At 55.8% G+C, this 7,105-nt stretch carries 9 protein-coding genes and 2 pseudogenes; 7 read left to right on the plus strand and 4 right to left on the minus strand.

The annotated features are described in order from the left end of the window. Both QPL96_RS19020 and QPL96_RS19025 read left to right on the plus strand, forming a co-directional pair. Positions 1–215, plus strand: a pseudogene (locus QPL96_RS19020) (DNA ligase); the annotation flags it as partial. A gap of 130 nt (positions 216–345) precedes the next feature. Then, positions 346–762 (plus strand): annotated as a pseudogene (locus QPL96_RS19025) (reverse transcriptase domain-containing protein); the annotation flags it as partial. A 43-nt stretch (positions 763–805) separates the two neighbouring features. On the opposite strand, the gene QPL96_RS19030 reads toward QPL96_RS19025, so the two are convergent. Next, positions 806–1,288: a YHS domain-containing (seleno)protein gene (locus QPL96_RS19030; RefSeq protein ID WP_303288858.1), complete on the minus strand. Its 483-nt coding sequence runs from the start codon at positions 1,286–1,288 to the stop codon at positions 806–808. Positions 1,289–1,640: 352 nt separating this feature from the next. On the opposite strand from QPL96_RS19030, the gene QPL96_RS19035 reads away from it, so the two are divergent. After that, the gene (locus QPL96_RS19035) at positions 1,641–1,835 is read left to right on the plus strand and encodes an EAL domain-containing protein (RefSeq protein ID WP_303288859.1); all 195 of its coding nucleotides are present in this window, start codon (positions 1,641–1,643) and stop codon (positions 1,833–1,835) included. 3 nt (positions 1,836–1,838) lie between these two features. Here the strand turns inward: QPL96_RS19035 and QPL96_RS19040 are convergent, their stop codons facing one another. Further along, positions 1,839–2,594, minus strand: coding sequence for a YiiX/YebB-like N1pC/P60 family cysteine hydrolase (locus QPL96_RS19040; protein ID WP_303288860.1), 756 nt, complete (start codon positions 2,592–2,594; stop codon positions 1,839–1,841). Between the two features lie 184 nt (positions 2,595–2,778). Between QPL96_RS19040 and nrtS the strand changes: the two genes are divergently transcribed. The 4 genes from nrtS to QPL96_RS19060 all read left to right on the plus strand — a co-directional run bounded on the left by nrtS (position 2,779) and on the right by QPL96_RS19060 (position 5,936). Further along, positions 2,779–3,105: a nitrate/nitrite transporter NrtS gene (gene nrtS / locus QPL96_RS19045; protein ID WP_303288861.1), complete on the plus strand. Its 327-nt coding sequence runs from the start codon at positions 2,779–2,781 to the stop codon at positions 3,103–3,105. Positions 3,106–3,198: 93 nt separating this feature from the next. Further along, a complete protein-coding gene (locus tag QPL96_RS19050; protein ID WP_303288866.1) occupies positions 3,199–4,134 on the plus strand; it encodes a DUF3179 domain-containing protein in 936 nt (311 codons plus the stop codon). Positions 4,135–4,667: 533 nt separating this feature from the next. Then, positions 4,668–5,117, plus strand: coding sequence for a cytochrome c peroxidase (locus tag QPL96_RS19055; RefSeq protein WP_303288862.1), 450 nt, complete (start codon positions 4,668–4,670; stop codon positions 5,115–5,117). Between the two features lie 72 nt (positions 5,118–5,189). After that, entirely contained in the window at positions 5,190–5,936 is a 747-nt protein-coding gene (locus QPL96_RS19060; protein ID WP_303288863.1) for a hypothetical protein, read from the plus strand. A gap of 31 nt (positions 5,937–5,967) precedes the next feature. On the opposite strand, the gene QPL96_RS19065 is transcribed toward QPL96_RS19060, so the two are convergent. Next, positions 5,968–6,228 (minus strand): zf-HC2 domain-containing protein, encoded by a 261-nt coding sequence (locus tag QPL96_RS19065; RefSeq protein WP_303288864.1) that lies wholly within the window; start codon positions 6,226–6,228, stop codon positions 5,968–5,970. Continuing rightward, positions 6,222–6,839: an RNA polymerase sigma factor gene (locus tag QPL96_RS19070; RefSeq protein ID WP_303288865.1), complete on the minus strand. Its 618-nt coding sequence runs from the start codon at positions 6,837–6,839 to the stop codon at positions 6,222–6,224. The genes QPL96_RS19065 and QPL96_RS19070 overlap by 7 nt, the downstream gene beginning before the upstream one ends. Positions 6,840–7,105 lie beyond the last annotated feature (266 nt).

The following is a 7,105-nucleotide window of genomic DNA, read 5'->3' on the forward strand; positions in this document are numbered from 1 at the left end:
GCAGGGGCAAATACGGGGGCAGGATGGGGTCGCTGCTGGTTGAGCTTGAAAATGGCAGGCAATTCCGGATTGGTTCCGGATTCAGCGATACCGAGAGGGCGTCCCCACCGGAGCCCGGAAGTACGATCACGTTCAAGTATTATGGTCTTACGGCCACTGGACTGCCCCGCTTTGCCAGCTTTCTGCGAGTCCGCAATGATGAACCCGCGTGGTAAGTCAGGTTGCAGACTGGCGCACTCCTGGAGGTGCAAGTCCTCCCGTGAGCTGGCCACAGCGAACGAAGTGAAGCGCAACTGCGGAAGGGCGACCGACCGTGGGGAGGAAGCGTAAACCGTGAGCCGATGAACAAGAATCGGATACGAGGCACTGCTGCAACCTCTGATAGATTCCACCTTCAGAGAGCACAGCTACGGCTTTCGTCCGGGCCGTCGGGCCCACGATGCGGTGCTGGCTGCGCAGCGCTACGCCAACAGGGCCGCCATATCGTGGTGGACGTCGACCTGTCGACGTTCTTCGACCGGGTCAACCACGACACTCTGATCGACCGCCTGAAGAAGCGCATAAACGACCCCGGAGTCATCCGGCTGGTTCGCTCGTTACGCCGATGACTGCAACGTCTACGTTCGCAGTCAAAAGGCAGGAGAACGGCTCATGCAGTTACTCCGCCGCTGTTATGGAAAGCTGCGCCTGGTGATTAACGAAGCCAAGAGCACGGTGACCAGCGTGTTCGGTCGCAAGTTCCTCGGCTATGCCCTCTGGTCGGTGGGGCTCCTCGCTGATCATAGGGAATTCTTGCTTGTCAGGCTCAGAATTTGAGATTGATAAAATTGCTTTTCGCCCTGCGAAGCAGCTCTTTCTCTGTTACTCCGGTATTCACGATGCTCTCTTCCCACCGCTTTCGCCCATCCTGCTCCGGGGAGCTATGAAACAGCAAAAGCTGGCCATCGACAATTTTAAAGTTGGTCGGGTCAATGGCTTCATGACGCCCCTGTGCCAGGTTATAGGGGCAACTGCGAGGGAAAGCCGGCGCATAGGCGGAAGGGTTGGCATCGAAAGTATTTTTCTGTTCAGCACTTGTAAACCAATATACATCTCCTCGATAGGTACTCTGGTATTGTCCGGAGCCTCTCTCCGGGCGCCCCCGTTCATAATAGGAGACAGGGCTGTACCCCTCCAGTACGGGTTGTCCGTGTGACATTCCATGATCAGCGGCATGGGCCGTCATGGCTGGCACAATGAACAACATCAAGAGGATTACCGGGTACATTTTCATACGGCGCATGATCATAGGACTTCTCCTGTAGCGGGATGTTCGGAAATAGTGGTCAGGCGGGCCCTTACTGATGCATCACGCTGACAGTCGCTGCGATGGGCTGATGGTAATCCACGCACAACCAATTCACCCGCATTCGCGGTGGGGTCAATGACAATCCACGCGGTGACGGGTTTCCTTGTAAAGTCTGCTCGGTGTTGCGAGGTTTTTGTGATAGTACCGGTTGAAGTAATTAATCAGCATTGACGGCATCGTTTCCGGTGCATACCCGTGCCAGAGCTTTAACAGGACGAGACTATCACGTTTTTTCAGGGCATGTTTAAGCCATTTTGGAAAATGACCGGTTGACGTGCAGGAAGCAAGGTCAATGATGGCGGGGCTGCCGGATAACGAACAGGACGAAGAGCTTTGTCGCACCATGATCCCCATGGCTTACAGCCTCGGCTGCGGGGTCATTGCGGAAGGCGTAGAGACAGAAGCCCAGGCCAGCTGGCTGCTGACCTCAGGGTGCGATGAACTCCAGGGCTTTCTGCTCGGTCGCCCGACACCTGAGGGTTCCTGAGGGTTACTGGTCCTCCCAATCGATTGCCCGGTAATCGAAGTTGCCCTCAATGGTGGGCTTGATAATCCGGAAATAAGGTGAGGCATCAAAGTCCCTCGGTGTGAACAGGGAGGGGTGCCGGATCCGGAAACGCTCGATCTCGCAGTCTTCACAGTCTGGATCGTTGGCGGGAAATGTTTTCACCACTGGCAGGATCGGATAGCGCAGTTGTTGGAAGCCTTCGGCAATAAAGGTGGAACAGATGGCCCGCGTGGGATCGCCGCTTCCGAACGCCAGCAGCCTGTGCCGGTAACGCGTCGGCACCGGCGGTGTCGGCCACAGGTAACGCGCCAGGTCAAACACGTTTTTCATGTCGTACTGGTGGCCGAGGCGGCTTAGGGCATAATCCGTCAACGCGTGAATGTCGCCTTCATCAAGTCCGACCGGACGGCAGATGCGGGTATGGGTATTTCGGTAGAAAGATAGGGGAAGCGGGCGGATACCCGCCTCAAGGTCTGCCTCTATGAGTACGTGGGCCTCACCATCGTCCGAGGTTCCGAGACCGGCATCTGGCCCCAGGTACAGTGCCGCGTGAGACCAGGTGGACTGGGTCAGATACTTGATGGCGACACTGATCCGCGTATTACCCTCTACCAGCAGAACGTCTCCGGGCTCAAGCGTGTTTACCATGGCTTCCCAGGTGGAGGTTCTGGTGGAGTGCCGGGTAACTTCCTTGGAAAGGTAGGCGGCCAGGCGCCTGGAGAGCCAGTTCAACAGCATGTTTTGCTCCGGTTTTTTCTTGGTTTATGTTCAATAGAACAGACAAACATCGGGGAACTCTGTTACATCAGCCAGTTGATATGCCTTTTGAGAGTGCCACCCTATGAGCTGGCATTTGTAACACTGTGGCAGGTGCCTGTGTCAGTAGTGCCGTAATCGTAAACAACTGACACGTGAGGCGTTGATGTCTTTTTCCTGGACTGTCCGTGATCCGGTTCGCCAGTGCAGGGATGCCTGTGAACTGGCAGTGGGTCACGGTACGCCCCGGCGAGCCGCCAAGCTGGCTGCGGTGGTTGGAACGCTTCTGGTACTGATCAACCAGTGGGAAGCGGTCGTTGGTACGGCCTCGATGGACTGGGTGAAAGTGACGCTGACGTATTGTGTTCCTTATATGGTCTCGACGTATACCAGTGTCAGCAAGGATCTGCACCTGCGTCGGGCAGCCGAGGCCGCAGAGCAGAGGGTGCATGAGGAAGCACAAAAAATTCAGTTTCAGAAAGGCGCGTCGTAACACTTCGGTTGTTCAGGGGTCTCTCACCTTGCAGGCTACCAGGCTGGAGCAGCGTCTGATGGAGCTGGGGATATCAGGAGGTGAATCGTGAGCATGGATAACATGATTGGTTCGGTACTGATTGCTCTCTTGCTCTGGGCAACACAGCCGGCCATTGCCGAGAGCAAAAACGGATTTGATGTCAGCAACGCACGGGTGCCGGTTGATGAAATCCTTCGTGGTGGGCCACCTCGTGATGGCATCCCCTCAATAGACGATCCAAAATTTGAGCGCCCCGCCAATAGCCTGCCCTGGCGCACCAATGACCTGATGCTGACCTTTGATGCCGAGAATGCCCGCTTTGCATACCCTATTGGCATTCTGAACTGGCACGAAATCGTCAATCATGACCTTGATGGTACGCCGTTGCTGATTACCTTTTGCCCGCTGTGTGGAACCGGCATGGCGTTCGATCCGGAAGTAGAGGGCCGTCACCTGACCTTTGGTGTGTCCGGATTGCTCTATAACAGCGACCTGTTGATGTACGATCATCAAACCGAATCTCTGTGGTCACAGATTGAAGGGCGGGCGATTTCGGGCCCCCTGGCCGGGACGGAGCTGAGGCCTGTCGCCATTCGCCACGAACTCTGGGGAGGGTGGCAGGAACGGGTTGGTCTTGACGGACAGGTGCTCTCAACAGACACCGGCCACAGTCGCAACTACCGGATGTCGCCTTACGGTAATTACCATCATTCCGAGCGACTCTACTTTCCGGTCACCCACACCAGCCGGAAGTATCACCCGAAGACCTGGGTGCTGGGCTGGACCTACAATGGCGAGAGTAAAGCCTGGCCATTCCCCGAACTGGCGGATTACGGTGCCGTACTCGACGACCAAATCGGCGGCAAGGCAGTACGAATCCACTATGATCCGGAGGTTCCGTCGGCGGAGCTGCGGGATGCGTCGGGCAAGCTGCTTCCTGCCACGAGAGCCTTCTGGTTCGCCTGGTACACCTTTCATCCCGAAACCCGGATTTATGAAGCCGATTAATTTTGAAAACCGGTGTAATAGTTCCGGAACTCATGTGTCTCTTTCCTGACCGCCCCTTTGTGCGGTGACGGGCTCCGAGGGCCCACCCTATAACTCTATGATCAGGGAGAGAAACAATGTCCACAATACATCCTCTGAGAAAAGCGATTCACAGTTCGTTCGAACATCGGCGCACTACTTGGTGGTCTGCCGCCCTGGTGACGGCCATGTTGGGCACCGGCGGTCTGGCGGCTGCCGCCTGCAGCCCCTGTTCTCCGTGCAAGAACAAGTGCAAGGCAGAGCAGCGCTGCAAGGCCGGATGCAACCCGTGTGCGGTCAAAAATCGGTGCGCTGCCAAAAACCCCTGTGCAGTAAAAAACCCGTGCGCTGCGAAGAACCCGTGTGCCACCAAGGGCTGTAATCCCGGCGCGGTGAAAGGCTGTAACCCCTGCGCAGCTACGGGCAAGTGCGGCGCCAAACCCAACCCCTGTGCTGCCAAAAAGGTCACTCGACCAGCCAACTATCAACCGTATGAGGGGAATCCCTGCAAGCTGATGGCTCTGGGGGAGAAGCTGTTTAACGATCCCTCCCTCAGCAGCAACGGTCTGTCCTGCGCTTCCTGCCACAACGATGGCGCTGGCTACAACGCAACCTTTGCCAATGCCTATCCGCATTCCGTGGCCATGGCCAGGGATATATTTGGTATGGATTCGGTGTATCTGGATGAAATGGTCCAGGTCTGTATGGTTCAGCCCATGGCGGCAGAGCCTCTGGACTGGAGCGGTGAACAGCTGGCGGCGCTTACGGCATACATGGGCAAGGTCCAGAAGCAGCTTGCAGCTAATCCCTGTGCCCTGAAGGGGGGCAAATGCGGCGCCTGTAAACCGTGTGCCGGCAAAAACCCCTGCGCCACGAAAAATCCGTGCGCGACCAAAAATCCGTGTGCAGGGAAGAATCCCTGTTCGGCCAGTGCCGGGAAACGATTGGCAGATGCCGCTGCCTGAGGTGAATAGACCAGTCGGACGAGCGCGGCTTCCGGAAACTCCCGGAGCCGCGCGGGAAGGAGATAAGAGACAATGACGGAACTTCGTATTCCCCAACTCGCGAGTCTCACGGATAACCAAGTGTTGACCAGTCTGGCGGCCGTCGACGACATCCGGGAGTGCTACCGGGTGCTGGAGAAAGGCGGGTTAAATGTGGTTGGTGAGGTGCTCAAAGGTCAGGGTCCTTTTTACGAGATGGACCACTACCCGAAAGAGGATGTCTACGACCGGGAAACCGCGTCCCAGTACTACTACCACGCTCACAGGGACGACTACGCGGAGCACGGTCATTTCCACCTGTTTCTTCGTCATGCGGCATTGTCGGAAGGGGTAGAGCCGGTGATGGGGCCCGCGGGTGAGGACAGGGTGGCGCACCTGGTCGCAGTTTCCATGGACGCCTGGGGTTACCCTACCGACCTGTTTGCGGTAAACCGCTGGGTAACCGATGAGAGCTGGCTGCCTGCGGAGACGATCCTTCGAGTGCTGGATCGGTTTGCGATTGATCACGCCTACCCCAGCTGGCCGGTCAATCGCTGGCTGACAGCGATAGTGCGCTGTTTCCGGCCCCAGATCGAGGCGTTGCTGTATCACCGGGACGAGGTTATCCATCAGCGGCAGGCTCAGGGTCTGAAGCAGGTGTTGGAAGATCGTTCCCTGGAGATTACCGGGACTGTTCCGATTGATGTGGATAGTTGGGCAAATAAGCTGAAAGCGGAGCAGAAAAAGCGTAATCAGGCCAGGCGAATTCAGCAAAACAGAAGCTCTGAATATACCAGGTAATCACTGACATCAAAAAACAGGGCTTGACTGGTTATTCATTATCGCTGGCCCGGGATGTCCGTGCGTTGAGTGCTTCGGCTACCCGTTCGCCGATCCTGCGCAGCAGCTCCTCGTCCGGTTGGCCAGAGGAGTGAGCCTTCATCAGGTCGGTTGTTGCCCGCAGATTGCCGATAAAGGTTCGGCAGTCCCCGCACATCATCAGGTGCAATTTCACGGACAGGTTCTGCAGACCGGCCAGTTCGCCATCAATGTAATCGCTGGCAATTACGGCCAGATCCCTGCACATCAGCATTCGCCCGTCTCCTGGAAAGTTTCGACCATCAGAAAGATTTTTTGCCTTGCACGGTGTAAAAGGACACGAAGGTTAGAGGCACTGACATCCAGAATGTTACAGACATCGTCGGATTTGTGCTGGTGAGCCTCGTAAAGTATCAGGGCGGAGCGCTGGGTTTCTGGTAGCGAGGAAAGGTGTTTGTCCAGGCAATCGCTGAGGGCGCCATTTTCCATCAGTGTGTCCGCAGATTCGTGAAACTGCAGCTTTGGCGGCAGATCCCAGCGGCCAGCGGCATTAAAACGGCTGGCCAGCTCCGGCTCAAGGCTTTCGGAAAAATCGGTGGCTACTTCCCGTTTGCTGGAACGAAGCCTGTTTTTGCAGCGGTTGGCAACAATCCGGTGCAGCCAGGTTTTCAGGCCCGACCGGCCTTCAAACTTTTGAATGGCATCGATCACCGTAACCCAGCAATCCTGGACGATTTCCTCGGCGCTGGAGTGGTCCAGATAGAACCGGGCGACCGCCAGCATCCCGGGTGTGTAAATGCGCACCGCTTCCTGATAGGACTGATTGTCGCCCGTTTTCATGCTTTGAATCAGTGCTGTTTCCCTGGAGGTGTCTGGATCCGACATTGCTGTTTCCTATTATGAGCAACTGTTCAAGAATAGCAGTAAGTTCTGACAGCTGTCGAAAAGTTCCCTGCGTACACCATGCGTACACTATGCAAGGGCTCGTGAAAGGACCCGTGACCAAATTTTTACTAATCAGAAATAAAGCACTAATCCGAAATAAAGTAAGCGAACATTAATTTAATATGTAAGCCAGGTCAGGATGCCTAAAAAATGATTTCAATAGTGCTGGTAACTTCTGTAAACGTCGCAGTTACCGGTAAACAATT

The organism is Marinobacter sp. SS8-8 (genome assembly GCF_030540945.1).
GTDB lineage: Bacteria > Pseudomonadota > Gammaproteobacteria > Pseudomonadales > Oleiphilaceae > Marinobacter.

What these genes read in the sequence shown, in the direction of transcription:
- QPL96_RS19050 (WP_303288866.1), top strand. Translation starts at nt 3,199, where the DNA reads ATGGATAACATGATTGGTTCGGTACTGATTGCTCTCTTGCTCTGGGCA.
- QPL96_RS19030 (WP_303288858.1), bottom strand. Translation starts at nt 1,288, where the DNA reads ATGATCATGCGCCGTATGAAAATGTACCCGGTAATCCTCTTGATGTTG.
- QPL96_RS19035 (WP_303288859.1), top strand. Translation starts at nt 1,641, where the DNA reads ATGATGGCGGGGCTGCCGGATAACGAACAGGACGAAGAGCTTTGTCGC.
- QPL96_RS19055 (WP_303288862.1), top strand. Translation starts at nt 4,668, where the DNA reads ATGGCTCTGGGGGAGAAGCTGTTTAACGATCCCTCCCTCAGCAGCAAC.
- QPL96_RS19040 (WP_303288860.1), bottom strand. Translation starts at nt 2,594, where the DNA reads ATGCTGTTGAACTGGCTCTCCAGGCGCCTGGCCGCCTACCTTTCCAAG.
- nrtS (WP_303288861.1), top strand. Translation starts at nt 2,779, where the DNA reads ATGTCTTTTTCCTGGACTGTCCGTGATCCGGTTCGCCAGTGCAGGGAT.
- QPL96_RS19065 (WP_303288864.1), bottom strand. Translation starts at nt 6,228, where the DNA reads ATGCTGATGTGCAGGGATCTGGCCGTAATTGCCAGCGATTACATTGAT.
- QPL96_RS19060 (WP_303288863.1), top strand. Translation starts at nt 5,190, where the DNA reads ATGACGGAACTTCGTATTCCCCAACTCGCGAGTCTCACGGATAACCAA.
- QPL96_RS19070 (WP_303288865.1), bottom strand. Translation starts at nt 6,839, where the DNA reads ATGTCGGATCCAGACACCTCCAGGGAAACAGCACTGATTCAAAGCATG.